This is a genomic window from Sphingopyxis sp. YF1 (assembly GCF_022701295.1).
GTDB lineage: Bacteria > Pseudomonadota > Alphaproteobacteria > Sphingomonadales > Sphingomonadaceae > Sphingopyxis.
This window is the reverse complement of sequence record NZ_CP033204.1, coordinates 1,054,476-1,072,183: the sequence shown is the minus strand read 5'-3', so window position 1 is coordinate 1,072,183 and position 17,708 is coordinate 1,054,476. Positions and strand designations below refer to the sequence as shown.

18 protein-coding genes are annotated in these 17,708 nt (G+C 66.2%); 12 read left to right on the top strand and 6 right to left on the bottom strand.

Annotation, left to right across the window (positions count from 1 at the left end):
* Window positions 1-49 precede the first annotated feature (49 nt).
* A complete protein-coding gene (gene glyS / locus EAO27_RS05220; RefSeq protein WP_242777764.1) occupies window positions 50-2,230 on the bottom strand; it encodes a glycine--tRNA ligase subunit beta in 2,181 nt (726 codons plus the stop codon).
* Window positions 2,227-3,108: a glycine--tRNA ligase subunit alpha gene (locus EAO27_RS05215; RefSeq protein ID WP_242780446.1), complete on the bottom strand. Its 882-nt coding sequence runs from the start codon at window positions 3,106-3,108 to the stop codon at window positions 2,227-2,229. The genes glyS and EAO27_RS05215 overlap by 4 nt, the downstream gene beginning before the upstream one ends.
* 235 nt (window positions 3,109-3,343) lie before the next feature.
* Between EAO27_RS05215 and EAO27_RS05210 the strand changes: the two genes are divergently transcribed.
* The 5 genes from EAO27_RS05210 to EAO27_RS05190 all read left to right on the top strand — a co-directional run bounded on the left by EAO27_RS05210 (window position 3,344) and on the right by EAO27_RS05190 (window position 6,698).
* The gene (locus EAO27_RS05210; RefSeq protein ID WP_242777762.1) at window positions 3,344-3,730 is read left to right on the top strand and encodes a UrcA family protein; all 387 of its coding nucleotides are present in this window, start codon (window positions 3,344-3,346) and stop codon (window positions 3,728-3,730) included.
* Window positions 3,731-3,966: 236 nt separating this feature from the next.
* Complete coding sequence (locus EAO27_RS05205) at window positions 3,967-4,182, top strand: helix-turn-helix transcriptional regulator (protein WP_242780444.1); 216 nt, start codon at window positions 3,967-3,969, stop codon at window positions 4,180-4,182.
* Entirely contained in the window at window positions 4,172-4,801 is a 630-nt protein-coding gene (locus EAO27_RS05200) for a hypothetical protein (protein WP_242777760.1), read from the top strand. The genes EAO27_RS05205 and EAO27_RS05200 overlap by 11 nt, the downstream gene beginning before the upstream one ends.
* Window positions 4,802-4,863: 62 nt before the next feature.
* Window positions 4,864-5,796, top strand: a complete 933-nt coding sequence (locus EAO27_RS05195; protein ID WP_242777758.1) for a TraB/GumN family protein — start codon at window positions 4,864-4,866, stop codon at window positions 5,794-5,796.
* A gap of 92 nt (window positions 5,797-5,888) precedes the next feature.
* Entirely contained in the window at window positions 5,889-6,698 is an 810-nt protein-coding gene (locus EAO27_RS05190) for a TraB/GumN family protein (RefSeq protein WP_242777756.1), read from the top strand.
* 20 nt (window positions 6,699-6,718) lie between these two features.
* On the opposite strand, the gene EAO27_RS05185 is transcribed toward EAO27_RS05190, so the two are convergent.
* Window positions 6,719-7,285 (bottom strand): septal ring lytic transglycosylase RlpA family protein, encoded by a 567-nt coding sequence (locus tag EAO27_RS05185; protein ID WP_242777754.1) that lies wholly within the window; start codon window positions 7,283-7,285, stop codon window positions 6,719-6,721.
* A gap of 179 nt (window positions 7,286-7,464) precedes the next feature.
* Here EAO27_RS05185 and EAO27_RS05180 point away from each other — a divergent pair, with 179 nt between their 5' ends.
* The 4 genes from EAO27_RS05180 to EAO27_RS05165 all read left to right on the top strand — a co-directional run bounded on the left by EAO27_RS05180 (window position 7,465) and on the right by EAO27_RS05165 (window position 12,534).
* Complete coding sequence (locus EAO27_RS05180; protein WP_242780442.1) at window positions 7,465-8,091, top strand: 50S ribosomal protein L25/general stress protein Ctc; 627 nt, start codon at window positions 7,465-7,467, stop codon at window positions 8,089-8,091.
* Window positions 8,092-8,153: 62 nt separating this feature from the next.
* Window positions 8,154-8,723, top strand: coding sequence for an aminoacyl-tRNA hydrolase (gene pth, locus EAO27_RS05175; RefSeq protein ID WP_242777752.1), 570 nt, complete (start codon window positions 8,154-8,156; stop codon window positions 8,721-8,723).
* An 801-nt stretch (window positions 8,724-9,524) separates the two neighbouring features.
* Complete coding sequence (locus EAO27_RS05170) at window positions 9,525-10,520, top strand: SDR family oxidoreductase (protein WP_242777750.1); 996 nt, start codon at window positions 9,525-9,527, stop codon at window positions 10,518-10,520.
* 148 nt (window positions 10,521-10,668) lie between these two features.
* Window positions 10,669-12,534, top strand: coding sequence for a PhoX family phosphatase (locus EAO27_RS05165; RefSeq protein ID WP_242777748.1), 1,866 nt, complete (start codon window positions 10,669-10,671; stop codon window positions 12,532-12,534).
* Between the two features lie 60 nt (window positions 12,535-12,594).
* Here EAO27_RS05165 and EAO27_RS05160 read toward each other — a convergent pair whose 3' ends face one another.
* Complete coding sequence (locus tag EAO27_RS05160) at window positions 12,595-13,260, bottom strand: CAP domain-containing protein (protein WP_242777746.1); 666 nt, start codon at window positions 13,258-13,260, stop codon at window positions 12,595-12,597.
* A gap of 142 nt (window positions 13,261-13,402) precedes the next feature.
* Between EAO27_RS05160 and ychF the strand changes: the two genes are divergently transcribed.
* Window positions 13,403-14,500 (top strand): redox-regulated ATPase YchF, encoded by a 1,098-nt coding sequence (gene ychF, locus EAO27_RS05155; RefSeq protein WP_242777744.1) that lies wholly within the window; start codon window positions 13,403-13,405, stop codon window positions 14,498-14,500.
* A gap of 39 nt (window positions 14,501-14,539) precedes the next feature.
* Here the strand turns inward: ychF and EAO27_RS05150 are convergent, their stop codons facing one another.
* Complete coding sequence (locus EAO27_RS05150) at window positions 14,540-15,937, bottom strand: GGDEF domain-containing protein (RefSeq protein ID WP_242777742.1); 1,398 nt, start codon at window positions 15,935-15,937, stop codon at window positions 14,540-14,542.
* Between the two features lie 119 nt (window positions 15,938-16,056).
* Here EAO27_RS05150 and EAO27_RS05145 point away from each other — a divergent pair, with 119 nt between their 5' ends.
* The gene (locus EAO27_RS05145; RefSeq protein ID WP_242777740.1) at window positions 16,057-16,512 is read left to right on the top strand and encodes a globin; all 456 of its coding nucleotides are present in this window, start codon (window positions 16,057-16,059) and stop codon (window positions 16,510-16,512) included.
* Here the strand turns inward: EAO27_RS05145 and EAO27_RS05140 are convergent.
* The gene (locus EAO27_RS05140; protein WP_242777738.1) at window positions 16,503-16,925 is read right to left on the bottom strand and encodes a MerR family DNA-binding protein; all 423 of its coding nucleotides are present in this window, start codon (window positions 16,923-16,925) and stop codon (window positions 16,503-16,505) included. The two genes, EAO27_RS05145 and EAO27_RS05140, sit on opposite strands and share 10 nt — an antisense overlap.
* 41 nt (window positions 16,926-16,966) lie before the next feature.
* Here EAO27_RS05140 and EAO27_RS05135 point away from each other — a divergent pair, with 41 nt between their 5' ends.
* Entirely contained in the window at window positions 16,967-17,704 is a 738-nt protein-coding gene (locus EAO27_RS05135) for a glutaredoxin (RefSeq protein WP_242777736.1), read from the top strand.
* The last annotated feature ends 4 nt before the right edge of the window (window positions 17,705-17,708 follow it).

The following is a 17,708-nucleotide window of genomic DNA, read 5'->3' as shown; positions in this document are numbered from 1 at the left end:
TCACGGTGTCTCGTCTTCGCTCGACACGAACGGGATTTCTAACGCGGTCTCAGACCTCGATCTTCGAGAAATCGGCGACCCCGTGCACCGCGCCGGTAAAGCGCGCCAGCAGGCCGAGGCGATAGGCGCGGACCGCTTCGTCGGGATCGTTGACCATCACGCCTTCGAAAAAGGCATCGATCGGCGCGCGGAGCGACGCCAGCGCGGCCATCGCGTCGGTGAAACGTTCGTCTGCGACCGCCACGGCGGCAGCGGGTTCGGCAGCGTCGAGGGCGGCGAGCAGCGCCTTGTCCATCTCCGTCGCCCCAGCGAAAGCTGGGGCCGCTATCGTTGGCGCACCATCGCCAGCGATCCCAGCTTTCGCTGGGATGACGGTATCTTTGCCCGCCTGCTTCAGGATATTCGCCGCGCGCTTGTAGCCCGCGAGCAAATTGGTGCCGTCCTCGGTCGCCATGAACGCCTGCAGCGCCTTCACGCGCGCGAGCAGCCGAACGAGATCATCCTCGCCGCCGAGCGCAAAAACCGCGTCGATCAGGTCGTGCCGGACCCCGGCTTCGCGCTGCTGGACCTTGAGGCGGTCGATAAGGAAGCCAAGAACCCCTATCGCTTCTTGCTCAACCGCAAATTCCAATGGGTTTGTAGCAGCGGCGCCAAACTTGATCGCCGCAACGCCCTTGCTCTCTAGAGATTCCGCAACCGGCGAATATGCGGCAGTTCCACTCATAGCGGATATGAGGATCGCCAGCAAAGAGCCTCGCAGTTCGGCCACCTGCCAAAGGCTAAGCCCGCCCAATGCTGCGCGCCGGAGCGCGAACGGGTCTTTGGAGCCTGTCGGTCGCTCGTCGATCGCGAAAAAGCCGACAAGCGTATCCAGCTTATCCGCCAGCGCCACAGCCACCGTCACCGGCGCCGTTGGCACGTCATCGCCCTGCCCGACCGGCTTGTAATGATCGCGGATCGCGTCGGCGACTGCATCGGGCAGGCCTTCGGCGCGGGCGTAATAGCCGCCCATCAGGCCCTGCAATTCGGGGAATTCGCCGACCATTTCGGTGACGAGATCGGCCTTGGCCAGTTCGGCCGCCTGCCGTGCAAGGGCGGGGTCGCAGTTGGGGACGATGCCTTCGCTCGCCAGCCATTCGGCGAGCTTCGCGACGCGCTCGACCTTGTCGGCGACGGTGCCCAGCTTTTCGTGGAAGGTGATATTCGCGAGCTTCCCGGCGTGCTCGGCGAGCGTCTTCTTCTGATCCTGTTCCCAGAAGAAGCGCGCGTCGGACAGCCGCGCCGCGAGGACCTTGCGGTTGCCCGCGACGATCTCCGCGCCGCCATCCTTCGCGTCGATGTTCGCGGTGCAGACGAAGCCGTTCGCCAGCTTGCCGTCCGCGCCGTTCACGACGAAATATTTCTGGTTCACGCGCGCGGTCAGCTGGATGACCTCGGGCGGCACCTCCAGAAACGCTTCGTCGAAGCGGCCCAGCAAGGGCACAGGCCATTCGGTGAGGCCCGCATTCTCGACCACCAGCCCCTCGTCCGCGACGAGGCTCAGCCCCGCATCGGCCGCGGCCTTGGCGGCGCCGTCGCGGATGATCGCCTGCCGCTCCTCATGGTCGACGATGACATGGCACGCGCGCAGCTTTTCGGCATAGTCCGAAGCCGACCCGATGGTGATCTCGCCCGGGCAGTGGAAGCGGTGGCCGCGCGTCGCGAAGCCCGCGGAAATCCCGCTGACTTCACACGGAACGAGCGCCTCGCCGAAGATCGCGACGATGCCCGAAAGCGGGCGCACCCAGCGCAGGCTCTCGCTGCTCGCGCTTTCCTTGCCCCAGCGCATCGACTTGGGCCAGGCGAAGGCGCGGACGATCGCGGGGATCGCCTCGGCGAGCACCTCGGCGGTTGCGCGGCCCGGCTTGTCGATCACGGCGAAATACACGCCGTCGCGATCTTCGAGCTGGTCCTGCGTCAGGCCCGTCTTGCGAAGGAAACCTTCGAGCGCCTGCGGCGGCGCGCTGCTGCGCGGACCTTTCAGTTCCTCACTGACGGCAGCGGTCGCTTGCGGAAGCCCCTTCGCGATCAGCGCCAGACGCCGCGGCGTCGACCAGATGGTAAGCTCGCCCGCTTCGAGCCCCGCCGCGCTCAGCTGCGCGCGGAACAGTTTTTCGAGTTCGGCGCGCGCGCCGGCCTGCATCCGCGCCGGGATTTCCTCGCTGCGCAGTTCGAGAAGCAAATCGGTCACAGCGTCCACCCCGGATATTTTGCGGTCCAGTTTTCGGACTGGCTGTCGATCCACGCCTTGCAGCTGCCCTTTGCGAGGTCGCGGACGCGCGCCATATAATTGGCGCGTTCCTGCACGCTGATCACGCCGCGCGCCTGGAGCAGGTTGAACAAATGGCTCGCCTCGATCGCCTGATCATAGGCGGCGAGCGGGACATTCGCGGCGATCGCGCGCTGGCACTCGGCCTCGGCCGACCTGAAGCCCGCGAAGAGCGTGTCGGTGTCGGCGACCTCGAAATTCCATTTCGAGAACTGGCGCTCATTCTCCAGAAACACGTCGCCATAGCTCACCGCCGCGACGTCGCCGACCGCGTCGGAGAAGCGCAGGTCGTACACATTGTCGACATTCTGGATATACATGGCGAGGCGTTCGAGCCCGTAGGTGATCTCGCCCGCGACCGGCTTGCAGTCGTAACCACCCATCTGCTGGAAGTAAGTGAACTGGGTGACTTCCATCCCGTCGCACCAGACTTCCCAGCCCAGCCCCCACGCGCCGAGCGTCGGCGATTCCCAGTCGTCCTCGACGAAACGGATGTCGTGGAGCAGCGGGTCGATGCCGATCGCGGCGAGGCTGCCCAGATATTGCTCCTGCAGGTCGGCGGGCGACGGCTTCAATATCACCTGATACTGGTAATAATGCTGGAGGCGGTTCGGGTTCTCGCCGTAACGGCCGTCGGTCGGGCGGCGGCTCGGCTGGACATAGGCGACGTTCCACGGCTCGGGACCGAGGCTGCGCAAGGTCGTCGCGGGATGGAACGTCCCCGCCCCCACGCGCATGTCATAGGGTTGCAGGATCGCGCAGCCGCGCGCCGCCCAATAGGCATGCAGCGTCAGGATCATGTCCTGAAAACTCAAGGGATGCTTGGCGTCCGCTTCGGCCACGGCCGGTCTTCCTTCGCAGGTGCAAAAATCGCCGCCGCATTGGCGCAGCGCGGCGCGAGGGTCAAGGCTCCCTGCCGCCCGGCAGGTCGGGAAAACCGGGCATCCTGTCATGGTTGCAAAACTTTTTGTCAGGCGTTGTTGACATAGTCAGCGAATCACGACATATAGTCATGGAAACCTGACATAAAGACAGGTGGACGTGACCGACACTTTGAAGACGCAACCCAGGAGAAGACCCATGATGACCCGCACGATCGCCCTCGCCCTCTCGCTGACCATCGCCGCCGCCCCCGCAATGGCCGCGCCGCTGGCCGAAACCAGCACCCACGAAATCCGCATCGACGACCTCGACCTGACCTCCGCCCGCGACCAGCGACGCCTCGAAATCCGCATCAAAAGCGCGGCACGCCGGATCTGTGACAATGGTGTCGGCGGCGTCGCCGGGCGCGCGCAGCAGTCCGAATGCATGGCCGACACGCTTGCCGCGGCGCGCCCGCAGACCGACCGCGCCATCGCCCGGGCGCAGGGCAGCCAGAACGACACCCGGCTTGCATTGCTGATGCTGCACAGCGCCCGCTGATCCCGCTCGCAAATTTCGTGCTTTGCCTCGACCGATGCTCCCCGGTGTCGGCAGGTGACTCGAGCTGGAGCGTCATCCGCCGCGACGGCGCTCCAGCCTCTTGCCGCTCCCTTGAAAGCGAAGACATGATTTCCGCGACACCCGAACCCGCCCGAAGGGCCGAAACCAATTTGCCGTTTGCGGACATGGCGCAGCCTTGCCATGTCGATGCGAAGGCTATGACTGGCGAGGCGCCAATGAACAACAAACTGAAAGTGCTGCGCGCAATGCGAAACTGGAGCCAGGCCGAACTGGCCGATCGGCTCGACGTTTCGCGGCAGGCGGTGAATGCGATCGAAACGGGAAAATACGACCCGTCGCTACCGCTCGCCTTCAAGCTCGCGCGGCTGTTCGACATGCCGATCGAGGAGATTTTCGACGATGGCAACGAAGGACATGACGATGACAAATGATGCAGCCCGGCCCAGCGCCGTCGCGTTGATCGGCTGGCCGATCGTGATCATCCTCGGCTCGGCGATGCTGCTGGGTGGTTTCGCCGGATATAATCAGGCGACGATCGACAAGGGCGGCGTGCCCCTGCCGCTGTGGGCCGGTCCGCTCGCGGCGCTGGGCTTCGCAGCCCTGGGTTTTGGCGGTTATTTCCGCCGCTATGCGCCGTCCTGGCGCAGCTGGTCGCCCCGCAAGCGCCGCTATTGGCTGGCGCTGGGCTTTTGCGGCATCATCGGCGGCATCATCGGGGGACTGCTCGTTTCAGACAAGTCCGGCAGTGGTGCGGCGATCGACATGATGAGCAACGGCCCGCTGAGTCCCGGATTTGCGATCAGCGCCGCAGGCATCTGGGTCGCCGGGCTGGCGATCGGCATGGTCGCCTACCACCGCTCGATCGACGATCATGAAGAACGCGCCTGGCTGTGGGCCTGCGTCGCGGGCTGGTATGCCTTCGTCTTTCCGGCCCCGGCATGGTGGATGCTGCATCGCGCGGGTCTGACGCCCCCCGTCGATGTGGTGGTGTTGTTCAGCCTGTCGCTGATCGTCAACGCCGTCGTCTGGCTGTGGCTGAAATTCCGCTGACCGGGCGCGTCCCGCCCTCTCCCTTTTTCCCGGCCGCACGGCCAAGCTTCGAAAGATTTCCCGTGAAAAAATGGATTAAGACCCTCGCCGCGAGCTGCGCGCTGCTTCCCCTCGCGCCCTTCGCGGCACTCCACGCCGCCGAGCCGGTCACGGCGCCCGCCGTGGCGGCTTCCGTACCGACCGTCGACGCCGATCCCGCGCTGTGGGTGGTCAAGGACAAGGACACGACCATCTATCTTTTCGGCACGGTGCACGTGCTGAAACCCGGCCTCGGCTGGTTCGATGAAGCGGTGAAGGACGCCTTCGACCGCTCGGACGAACTGATGCTCGAAATGATCCTTCCCGAGGATCAGGCCGACGTCGCAAAGCGGATGATGCCGTTGGCGATCGACCAGACCGGCAAGACGATCCCGCAGCGCCTGACTCCCGAACAGCTCGCCGCCTATCAGGCCGCGTTGACCAGCGTCGGGCTGCCCGCCAACGCCTTCGACGCCTTCGAGCCCTGGTTCCCGGCGATCACGCTGTCGGTGCTGCCGCTGTCCAAGCTCGGCTACGATCCCGAACAGGGCGCCGAAAAGCTGCTGACGCGCTTCGCCAAGGAAGCGAAGAAGCCGATCGCGGGATTCGAAACGCTCGAGGAACAGCTCGGCTATTTCGACACGCTTCCCGAAACGCTGCAGGTTGCCTATCTCAACGTCGTCGTGCGCGACATGGACAAGCTGGGGCCGACGCTCGACACGCTCGTCGCGCAATGGGCCAAGGGCGACCCCAAGACGCTCGCCACGACGATGAACGAAAGCATGACCGAAACGCCCGAGATCGCCAAGGTGCTGTTGTGGGATCGCAACCAGCGCTGGGCCGATCAGATCAAGACCCGCATGGCACAGCCCGGGACGGTCTTCGTCGCGGTCGGGGCGGGCCATCTTGCCGGCAAGAACAGCGTGCAGGACTATCTGAAGAAGCGCGGGCTGTCGGCGAAGCGGGTCAAATATTGACCGGTGCGCCACGCCCGTCCGCCCGATGGGGTCGCCGCGCCGCGGCGGCCCTTCTGGCGTGTCTGCTGGCCGGATGCGGAGCGCCGCAGACGGTGACCGAAGCGCGCCCGGCGATGTGGCTGGTCGAGGACGACGATACGCGCATCTATCTGCTCGGCACGATGCACGCGCTGCCCGCCGGGACGGAATGGGACCGCGGCCAGATCGCGCGCGCGATCGCCGATGCCGACGAACTGATCCTCGAACTGTCGCCCGAGCAGCTGGCGGCGGCGGGCGGCGTCTTCCGGAACCTTGCCCCCCGCAAGGCGCCGCTGGCGATCGACAAGCGCCTCGCCGGCCCCGCACTCGCGCGCTACCGCCAGCTCGAAGCCAGCGGCACCGGCCAGCCCTTCGGCGGCGACGCGCTCGACGACTGGGCGGTGATGGTCGCGATGGGCCAGCGCGTCGCGCAGAATGCCCGGCTTCTGCCCGCCAACGGCGTCGAAACGCGGCTGACCGAACGCTTCCGGGACGATCGCAAGCCGGTCGGCGGGCTCGAGACCGCGCAGGAGCAGCTGATGCTGTTCGAAACGCTCGATCCGGCAACCCAGCGAACCCTGCTTGCCCGTGCGGCCGAAGGCGCGGGCGACGCCGTGCAGGAGGTCGCCACGCTCACCGATGCCTGGTCGCGCGGCGACGTCGCGGTGCTCGAACGCATGATCAACGAAGATGTCGTCGCGGTGCCCGCGGCGCGCGCGGCGATCATCACCGACCGCAACCGGCGCTGGAGCGCGTGGGTCGTACGGCGGATGGACAGGCCGGGCACGCTGCTGGTCGCGGTCGGCGCGGGGCATCTGGTCGGGGCGGACGGGCTGCCCGCGCTGCTCGAAGCACAGGGATTGAAGGTTATCCGCATCCAGTGATGCGGGGCGCCCCGGCCCCGCTAGCGGCCACGCACCGGAAGCTGCGCGCGCAGCCGCTGCAAGTTGCGCTCGGGGACCCGCTCCAGCCCGGCCGCAGGCTTGCCCTCGCGGAGCCGCTTGCGATCCTTCTCCGACGGCTCGACGCGGCGCACGCGGACCGCGGCATGCCCCTGCGCCTTGATTCCGAGCTCCTCCGCCGCGCCGCGCGACAGGTCGATGATCCGGCCCGGCGCGAACGGCCCCCGGTCGTTGACCCGCACGACGATCCGCCGCCCGGTATCGAGCGCCGTCACCTCGACATAGGTCGGCAGGGGCAGAGTGGTGTGCGCCGCGGTCACCCAGCCCGGCCGGAATTGTTCGCCATTGGCGGTGCGGTTGCCCGACTCGTTTCCGTACCAGCTGGCATAACCGACCACGTCATAGGCGGGCGCAGCGGCCGGCACATAGGTGGTCCCGCGGACCGTATAGGCCGGCCCGATCCGCACCGGCGCGTCGGCCACCGGCCGGTATTTGGTCCCGGCACACGCCGCGAGCGTCAGCGAAACCGCCACGATGCCCGCCATCCGGAGTCTTCGCCCTGTCTGCATGCGGCGACCCTAGATGTCCGGCCCGCCGATAGAAAGCCTCCGCAACCGTTCGCACGCATACGCCGGTTTTGCGGCCGGGCGCTTGCATTTCCGCCGCTTCCCCGCTATGCGCCCGCGCTTCCGTCATGGTCATCCCTGGAGGCGTGGCGGACTGTGTAACTATTTCTCGGAGAAATATGATGAGCGATCAGCTGACGCTGACGGCCGAGACGCGCGAACGCGGAGGCAAGGGAGCCTCGCGTGAACTGCGTCGTGAAGGTCGTGTCCCCGCCGTTGTCTATGGCGGCAAGGAAGAACCCCTGATGATCCACGTCGAAGAAAAGCTGCTGATGAAGCAGCTGATGACGGGTCACTTCATGAACTCGGTCGTGATGATCGAAGTCGGCGGCAAGACCATCCGCACGCTGCCGAAGGACGTCGCTTTCCACCCGGTCAAGGATCGCCCGATCCACGCCGACTTCCTGCGCATCACCAAGGATGCCAAGGTCCATGTCGCGGTGCCGGTCGTGTTCCAGAACGAAGACGCCTCGCCGGGCCTGAAGCGTGGCGGCGTGCTGAACATCGTTCGCCACGAGCTCGAACTGGTCTGCGACGCGGCCAACATCCCTGACGACATCGCGATCGACGTCACCGGCTTCGACGTCGGCGATTCGATCCACATCAGCCACGTCAAGCTGCCGAAGGGCAGCGAGAGCGCGATCACCGACCGCGATTTCACCATCGCGACGATCGTCGCCCCGTCGGCGCTCAAGTCGAGCGACGGCGACACGACCAAGGATGACGGCGAAGGCGCCGAAGAAGCCTGAACCTGATCGGGCCGCCTTCGCTTGCGGAGGCGGCCCCTTCCGGACCCCGAGAAAGGCACGAAATGCAACTCTGGGTCGGCCTCGGCAATCCCGGGCCCCAATATGCGATGCACCGTCACAATGTCGGCTTCATGGCCGCCGACGTCATCGCCGACATGCACGGCTTCCCCGCCCCGGCCAAGAAATTCCAGGGCTGGTTTCAGGACGGCCGCATCGGGCGGCATCGCATCCTGCTGCTCAAACCCGGCACCTATATGAACGAAAGCGGCCGCAGCGTGCGCGCCGCGCTCGATTTCTACAAACTGACCCCGCAGGACGTCACCGTCTTCTATGACGAACTCGACCTCGCGCCGATGAAGGTCAAGATCAAGCAGGGCGGCGGCGCCGCGGGGCATAACGGCATCCGCAGCATGATCCAGCATATCGGCGACGATTTCCGCCGGGTGCGCATCGGCATCGGCCATCCGGGACACAAGGACCGCGTCACCGGCCATGTGCTGGGCAATTACCACAAAAGCGAGATGGAACCGCTGATCGACCTGCTCGGCGCGATCGCGGCCGAGGCGCCGTCGCTGGCCGACGGCAATGACGCACGCTTCCTGAGCGATATCGCGCTACGCCTGCAGGCGTAGCGAACGCGCAAGCCTGCCGGTCGGCTTCGACCGTTAGTCGCTGCTGGAGATGTGCACCCCGGCGAAAGCCGGGGCCCAGAATGCCGACGCGAACCCGGCGTGTTGCTGCAATGGCCCCCGGCTTTCGCCGGGGCGCTCGGAGGCCTGGATTCGCTCATTTTCCGTCATCCCGGCGAAGGCCGGGATCCCGCCCTGCAAGCCATGATGCGCCGGTGAGATCCCGGCCTTCGCCGGGATGACGACGGAAAATGGACGCGGTCCGCTTGCCACCCCACATCAGCCATTCGGCGCCGATCCGACCGAAATGACGACTAACGCCCGGTTGCGGTCAGTCGCTCCCCCTGTGGCGAAGCCATGGGGAAGTGTCAGCGCGCAGCGCTGACCGAGGGGCGAAGGACGCGACCTCGCGGCCCCTCCACCACCGCCTGCCGCGGTGGTCCCCCTGAGCGCTAGTGATACCCCCCCCAGTCGACATCGCCGTCAAATAGGCCTTTCCCATATTATCCGGCTGTGCCAGCCTTCGTCCGGCGCTTTGATTTGGCGGATAAAGGCGGTCGCTTCCCGATGCGATCGCGACGCGCCGAGCCAGGCGCATTCAGCACGGCGCAAGGTCCCAATCACGGCGCGCGCAAGGCTGACCTTTGCTGAACTTTGAAAGGCCGCGCGGCGCTTGGCCGGCCGGATTCAGCCCGGAACGACGAAAGAAGGCCATGGCGATTTGCCACTCCGACGCTGTCTTTTCACGGCCGATTTTGCACCGCCCGCGCTTTCATGCATGATGACCCTCGAAAGGAGCCGTCCATGCCCGATCCTGCCTCCCCCGGCCGCCGTCAACTGCTCGCAGGCGCCGCCATGCTCACCGCCGCCACCCCTGCGCTGCTGCGCGCCGCCGAGCCGCTGGCGCCCGACGCGCTGAAAGGCCGCACCGTGCTGATCACCGGCGCGTCGAGCGGTTTCGGCCGCATCGGCGCGCTGCTCTACGCACGGCATGGCGCGAAGGTCATCGCGACGATGCGCAACCTGCCGCGCCCCGAAGCCGAAACGCTCGCCGCCGAGGCCGCGAAGGACGGGCTCGACCTGCATGTCGTCGAGATCGACGTGACCGACGACGCGTCGGTCGCCAGCGGCACCGCCGCGGCGCTGAAGATCGCAGACGGCCGGATCGACACGCTCGTCAACAACGCCGGGGTCGGCATCACCGGGCCGGTCGAGGTGCAGGACATGGAAGCGACGCGCCTGATCTTCGAGACCAATGTGCTGGGGATCCAGCGGATGCTGCGCGCGCTGCTGCCCCAGATGCGCGCGGCCAGAGCGGGACAGGTCTTCAACATCTCGTCGCAGCTCGGCCGGGTGATCGTGCCGGGCGGCGGCCATTATTCGGCGACCAAATTCGCGGTCGAGGCCCTGTCCGAACAACTCGCCTATGAACTCGTCCCGCACGGGATCGAGGTGACGATCATCCAGCCGGGCGGCTATCCGACCAGGGTCTGGGTCAACCGCAATATCTATACCGGCGTGCTGCGCGACCGCAGCGCCCCCGCGCTGCTCAAGGCGTATGAGCCCTTCACGCGCGGCATGGGAACCGAGGACGGCAGCGGACGCAGCGCCGACCCCGCCGACGTGCCGCGCGCGATCGCCGAGATCATGGCGATGCCGGCCGGATCGCGCCCGCTGCGCCGCGCGGTGCACCCAGGCAACAAGCCGCAGGAGGCGATCAACAAGGTCGCGGCCGAGGTCCAGCTCGCCTGGCTCGGCGGCGGGGCATTGGGCCCGCTGGTCCGCGCCGTGCACGACTGACGCGGGCGCCCCTGTCACACGAGCGTCACGCAAGTCCTTTCGACATGACATGCTGAAGCAACAAGGCTGACACCTCCCCCTGTCATCGGGAGCCACCGCATCGGCGCGATCCCGCCCCGATGGGCCCAACCGATTACAGGGGTATTGCATGTCACATCTTACCGACGAAGCCCGCGCGCCCTATCGCCGCGCGACCGCCGATCTCGACGGGCCGAACAGCCTCGAGGCGATCGTCGCCAGCAATCCGTCGCGACGCTCGCTGCTCGTGGGCGGCCTGTTCGGCCTGTCGGCCCTGCCCGTGATCGCCGCGTGCGATTCGGACGGCGATTCGACGGTGACGCTGCCGACCCCGACGCCGACTCCCACGCCGACCCCCACCCCGACGCCGACCAGCTATGCGGTCAATTTCACCTCGGTGAACGCCAACCGCAACGACATCGTCACGGTGCCCGCAGGCTATACCGCCGAAGTGCTGCTGAAGGCCGGCGATTCGATCGAGGCGGGCACGCCCTATTCGGGTAGCTATCCCACCGCCGCGGTCGCCGAAAAATGGGCCGGCGGCAACCATGACGGCATGGAATATTTCGAGCTGAGCGGGGTCGATCCCAACAATGGCGGCCTGCTGGCGATCAACTTCGAATATCCCGATTTCAACATCCTGATGGCGAGCGTTCCCAACATCGCGACCGCGAGCGCCGAGCAGAAGGCGCTCGCGCTGTCGGCCGTCGGGATCGGCGTCATCGAGGTCGCCAAGGGCAGCGACGGCAAATGGGCCGTGAAATCGGGCTCGCGCTACAACAAGCGCTACACCGGCAATTCGAGCTATCGCGCCGGCGGCCCTGCCGCGGGCCTGCTGTCGGGTTCGATCAAGGGCATGCTCAACAATTGCGCCAGCGGCCGCACGCCGTGGGGCACCTACCTCACCTGCGAGGAAACCACCGACAATTATTTCGACCCCAGCCAGCCCGCCAGCAATTATGGCTGGGTGGTCGAGATCGATCCGCAGCTCGAACTGGCGCCGCCGACCAAGCGCACCGCAATGGGCCGCTTCGATCATGAAAATGTCGCGTTCATGGCGAACGCCGACAACCGCGTCGCATTCTACATGGGCGACGATTCGACCCCGGGGTGCATCTATAAATTCGTGCCCGACCGCGCGTTCAGCAAGACCAACCGCGCCGCGAACACCGACCTGCTCGACTATGGCACGCTCTATGTCGCGCGCTTCAACGGCGACGGCACGGGCGAATGGCGCGCGCTGGTCGTCGGCCAGAACGGCCTGACCACCACCGCGCAGGACCCCGGCAACGTGAGCCAGAGCACGACGCCGCCCGCGCCGGTGACCGTCGCCTTCAACAACCAGGCCGACGTGCTGATCAACTGCAAGGCCGCGGCGCGCGTTGCGGGCGGCACGGTGATGGACCGCCCCGAATGGATCACGGTCGCCCCCGACAACAAGGCGGTGTTCGTCACGCTGACCAACAACAGCGGCCGCCGCGTCACCGACGCCGCCAATCCGCGCGTCACCAACCGCCACGGACATATTCTGAAGTTCCGCGAAGAGGGCGATTCACCGCTCGCGACCAAGTTCAGCTGGGAAATATTCGTGCTGGCGGGCGATCCGGCCTGGGCATCGGGCGGTGCCAACCTGACCGGCGACATCAAGGGCGACACCTTCTCCAGCCCCGACGGCATTCGCATCGATCCGCAGGGTCGCCTGTGGGTCCAGACCGATCACAGCGTTCCCGGCACTTCGGGTGCGTCGGGGGTCAGCATCGAGGATACCGTCGGCCACAATGCGATGTTCTACCTCGACCAGGCGACGAAGCAATCGAAGCGCTTCCTCGTCGGCCCCGAGGGCTGCGAGATCACCGGCCTCGCCTACACGCCCGACCTCAAGACCTTCTTCGTCAACATCCAGCATCCGACCGGCAACTGGCCGGTATCCGGACAGGAACCGCGTTCGTCGACCGTCGTCGTGCGCCGCACCGACAGCCAGCCCGTCGGCAACTGATCGTCGCGAATGTCCGGAAGGGCCAGTCTCTCTTCGAGGGGCTGGCCTTTTCCCTTCTCGTCATTGCGCTTTCGCCGCCGGCCGCACAGGCGGCGGCGGCGGCGATCCGTCGGGGGTCGGCGCCATCAGGATCACACACATGGTGCGGTGAACCTTGTGCGGGCCGCAGGCCACCCCGGCGTAACGATGCGTCTCACGCAACAGGCTGTGGCGATGGCCGCGGTCGGGCACGCCGTCGTCGATCAACAGCTGGTGGACGACCGAGGCGGGGCCGTGATGGCCGTACGTGATGACCTCGCTGACATAGGGTCCGCCGCCCCGCGCCCGGACGCGTTCGCCCGGCCCGCGACCCTTCGTATAATGGCCGACCGCGCCCGACCGCGATTGCACCGATACATGATCGGCGGCCGCGCGCGCCAGCACCTCGCCGCGTTCGAGCCGCGCGAGCGGACGGGCGGGACGCAGGTCGCGGATCGCTTCGTCGACCGCGGCCACCCCTTCGTGGGTCAATATGTCGATTTCCCCCTCATCCTCGCCCCGCAGCAGCTTGCCGGCGAAGCGCGGCCGATAGCCGCGCAGCACCCGCGCATAGCCCGCCGGATCGCCGCGAAAGCGGTTGAGTTCGGCCAGCACATCGGCTTCGAAGGAGCGCGGGGTCGCCACCGCGGCCCCGCCGACGAGCGCCAGCGTCAGGATCGGCAGGGCGTATCGGAGGCATCGCGTCATGACGGGGCTGATAAGAGCGCAAGGCTGAACACCGCGCAACCGCGCTCGATCCGACCCACGACCGCGTCGGGGCTGGCGTCGCGGCGCAATGGGCGCTAGGGGCGCGGGCGATACCGGCAGCTGCCGGAACGACGGAGTTCTTATGGGTTTCAAATGCGGGATCGTCGGCCTTCCCAATGTCGGCAAGTCCACCCTCTTCAATGCACTGACCGAAACGGCGGCGGCACAGGCGGCGAACTACCCCTTCTGCACGATCGAACCGAATATCGGGAACGTCGCGGTCCCCGATGCGCGGCTCGAAAAGCTCGCCGCGATCGCGGGCAGCAAGAAGATCATCGCGACCCAGCTCGCCTTCGTCGACATCGCCGGCCTCGTGCGCGGCGCGTCGAAGGGCGAAGGCCTCGGCAACCAGTTCCTCGGCAACATCCGCGAAGTCGACGCGATCGTCCACGTGCTGCGCTGCTTCGAGGATGACGACATCCAGCATGTCGAAAATCGCGTCGATCCGGTCGCCGACGCCGAGACGGTCGAGACCGAGCTGCTGCTCGCCGACCTCGAAAGCCTCGAAAAGCGCGTCCCGGCCTTTGCCAAGAAGGCCGCGCAGGGCGACAAGGAAGCCAAGATCGCGGCGTCGGTGCTCGGCCAGGCGCTCGACCTGCTGCGCGAGGGCAAGCCCGCGCGGCTGACCCAGCCCCGCGACGACGAGGAAGCCCGCGTGCTGCGCACCGCGCAGCTCCTGACCTCGAAACCCGTCCTCTATGTCTGCAACGTCGACGAAGGCAGCGCCGCCAACGGCAACGCCTTCTCCGAAAAGGTCTTCGCCAAGGCCACCGCAGAGGGCGCGCAGGCTGTGGTCGTTTCGGCCGCGATCGAAAGCGAACTGGTGACGATGGACATGCCCGACCGGATGGAGTTCCTGTCCGAAATGGGCCTCACCGAAACCGGCCTCGCGCGTGTCATCCGCGCCGGTTACGAACTGCTCCACCTGATCACCTTCTTCACCGTCGGGCCGCAGGAAGCGCGCGCGTGGACCGTTCACACCGGCGCCACCGCGCCCGAAGCGGCGGGCGAGATCCACAGCGATTTCCAGAAGGGCTTCATCCGCGCCGAAACGATCGCCTACGATGACTATGTCACGCTGGGCGGCGAAGCGAAGGCCCGCGAGGCGGGCAAGCTGCGCGCCGAGGGCAAGGCCTATGTCGTGCACGACGGCGACGTCATGCATTTCCTGCACAGCTGACGTCGGTCCGGTCCGGTTCGCCTCGAACCGGACGGAAGGCTATGCGAAATTGCGGACCAGCGCCGCTTCCCGTGCCGCACCCTCGTGCACATGCACGCGATCGCGGCCGAGACGCTTGGCCTCGTACAGCGCGCTGTCAGCATTGTTGACCAGATATTGATAGTCGGGGTGCCCTTCAAAGGCCGCCACCCCGATCGATACCGTCAGGCGCAGCGCGTCGCGGTCGCTGACAGGCAGCGGCTTCTGCGACAGCGTTACCCGCAACCGTTCTGCCATCCGCGCCGCGGCGTCGCGGTCCGTTTCGGCAAAAACCAGCAGAAACTCCTCGCCGCCGTAACGAAAGACGAAATCGCTCGTGCGAACCGCGCTCATCAGCGCATCGGCGACATGTCCCAGTGCGACATCACCGGCGGCGTGGCCATAGTCGTCGTTGATGCGCTTGAAATGATCGACGTCGACCAGCGCGACCGACAGCGGCGTGCCGTGCGACTTGGCAAGCGCGATCTCGCGTCCCAGCACCGACGGCAGAAAGCGCCGGTTGAGCGTGCGCGTCAGCGGGTCGCGGCCATTCTCCAGCGTCGCAGCCGCCTGGAACATGTCGTTGAGCAGATAATCAATCTCGTCGATCCGCTCCTTCAGGCGGCCGAGCGCGTCCGCGCCGCCGCGATTTTCGGCGACCGCCGGCAGGCATTCGTCGTCGACCACCGCCATGACGCGCTCGATCCCCGCGAGGGAGGGAGAATCCTGGAACAGAACGCCAGCACGGTGACGCATCCACAGTCCGAACGCCGATGCGCCGAGCTTCTTGGGCTCGTCATGCTCGCTGGCGCCGAACAGATTGAACAGCGCCTCCTGGCTCCATTCCATCAGCGCCGCGCGCTGCGTCTCGCGTTCCAGATTAATGTCCTGGCCCAGCGAAAAATGCCGGAACGCCTCGTCGACCTGCGCGCGTTCGCGCGCATCGGACAGATAGGCCTTGCTCATAGCACAGATCGAAAAGTCGACCAGTTCGTCGATCATCACCAGCGTTGAGGCCATGTCGTCACCGGCGCCGCGGTCGGCCAACAGGTGCGACGCCATTCGGCTCTTGAGCAGGCTCGCGCCCTGATGGACCAGATGATCGGGCACCTTCATCCGCGCGTGGATCGCGCCGATCTGCATCTGGACCGCGACAAATTCGGTCAGGTCGCCCAGGGGGTCGATAGCGGCCAGGCGGCGAAGCCATCCTGCCATCGAATGGCTCAGCCGCTGCTGGACGAGCGAATGCTTCAGGAAGACGCGGCCTTCCTCATGCCCCAGGAACGCCCCGTAAAAGGTTGCGACCAGATCGTCACCATGCGCGTCGACGACATGCGTCAGCCGCTCGCGGGTTCTGGTTCGCGTCCCGTCGTCGACCGCCTTCCAGAAACGCAACCCCGCATATTCGTCGACCGTCACACACACCTCCGCGCGGAACCGTCCGCGTGGCGGGCTCCATAGGCCAACGGCCCCCGATCGTCGAGGCGCCGAACGCCTGTTTCCGAAGGACAATGTCGGGAAACAGTGCCTCTTCATCGTTGATCGAGCGCAAAGACGCCGGCCGCCAATCGGCCATAGCGGCGGCGATGACACAGAATGGACTGCCCTTTCATCGCCTCGGAGGCCGCGCTCCGATCGCGCAACTCGTCGCGCGCTTCTACGAACTGATGGACAATGAGAAAGCCTATGCCGAACTGCGGGCGATACACGCGCCCGACCTGGGGCCGACGCGCGAGTCCCTGACCGATTTCCTGATTGCGTGGACCGGCGGCCCACGCCAGTGGTTCAAGCAACGACCCGGCGTGTGCGTCATGTCGGCCCATGCCGCGCTGTCCGGCATGACCCACAACGTATCGCGGCAATGGATCGACGCGATGGCCCGCGCGATGGACGAAGTGCGTCCCGGCGATCCCGAAATTCGCGACGCGATGATGGAAACCCTGACCCGGATGGCCAACGCAATGGCCTCTCGCAGCGCCGCGGCTCAGGCTTGACGTACCGCAGCCGTCGTCTCGAACGCCCGCAGGATCGGGCACGGTCCCGTATCGCTGGCCGCGCATTGGTCGGCGAGTCGCGCCAGCGCCGCGCGGGTTTCTGTCATCTGAGCGATCTTGGCATCCAGCGCGTCGATCCGCAGCCGCGCAAGACGGCGCACCCGCGCCCGGTCGTCGCCGCCTTCGAGCGCGAGCAATTCGCCGATTTCTTCGAGGGTGAAGCCGGCCCCCTGCGCCGCGCGGATGAATTTGAGACGGCCCAGATCATCCTCGCCATAGCGTCGGATGCCGCCGCCCCAGCCGTCACCGCCACTGCGCACCGGCGTCGCGAGCAGTCCGCGGCGCTGATAATAGCGGACGGTCTCGACACCGACACCGCCCGCGGCGGCCAGTTTTCCGATCGTGAACTGCATCGCTTGACTCCGTACCATAGTACGGATGCGATATGGGGGGCATGACAAAGCAAGCAACCCTCCATCGCATGGTCATGCCCGGCCACACCTGCCCCTATGGCCTCAAAGCCAAATATTTGCTCGAACGAAAAGGCTACACGGTCGACGACCGCTGGCTGACGACGCGCGAGGAAACCGACGCGTTCAAGGCCGAACATGACGTCAAGACGACACCGCAGGCCTTCATCGATGGCGTGCGGATCGGCGGCTACGACGATCTGCGCCGCCATTTCGGTCTGAAGGTCGCCGATCCCGACGCGACCAGCTATCGCCCGGTGATCGCGCTGTTCGTCATGACCGCGCTGATGGCGCTCGCGACCTCGCACGCGGCCTATGGCGACGCCCTCACGCTGCGCGCCGCCGAATGGTTCATCTCGTTCAGCATGATCGTGCTGGCGCTGCTCAAATTGCAGGACATCGACAAATTTTCGACGATGTTCCTGAATTACGACCTGCTGGCGAAACGCTGGGTACCCTATGGCACCATCTATCCCTTTGCCGAGGGGCTGGCGGGCGTGCTGATGACCGCGCATGCGCTGCCGTGGCTGTCGATCCCCGTTGCGCTGTTCATCGGCGGCATCGGCGCCGTGTCGGTTTTCTATGCGGTCTATGTCGAAAAGCGCGAACTCAAATGCGCCTGCGTCGGCGGCAGCAGCAAGGTGCCGCTGGGCTTCGTCTCGCTCACCGAGAATCTGGCGATGGTCGGCATGGCGGTCTGGATGCTGTGGATGTTGATGTGACGCG